Genomic DNA, 337 nt, shown 5'->3' with positions numbered 1-337 from the left:
CGCGGCGTAGTCGACATATTCACCCGGACTGCCGAGCCGGGCCGACGCCGATGAGACGTTGATCACGGAGCCGCCCCGCCCGTTGTGACGATAGGACATCCGCTTCGCGGCCTGCTGTGCGCAGAGATGGGGCCGATCGCGTTGACGGCGAAGATCCGCTGCATCCGCTCGAAACCGAGATCCTCCAGCCGGGACTGCCGCGCAAGGACTGCAGCGTTGTTCACCAGCACATCGATCCGGCCGAACTCCCGGTCGATCGCCGCGAAGAGCTGTGCCACCTGCTCCGGATCCGCGCTATCCGCGCGCACCGGCAACGCCCGGCGCCCCGCGGCTTCCA

The 337-nt window shown here is 68.2% G+C and carries 1 protein-coding gene; it reads right to left on the bottom strand.

What is annotated here, in order from left to right; all coding sequences use genetic code 11:
* Positions 1-62: 62 nt before the first annotated feature.
* Positions 63-337 (bottom strand): SDR family oxidoreductase (locus ACZYOF_RS44495; RefSeq protein ID WP_463719685.1); only part of this gene is annotated, 275 nt, incomplete at its 5' end.

This window comes from Bradyrhizobium sp. LeoA1Lang (assembly GCF_055413685.1).
Note: the sequence above shows the minus strand (reverse complement) of the source record. Positions and strands in the feature narration are given on the sequence as shown.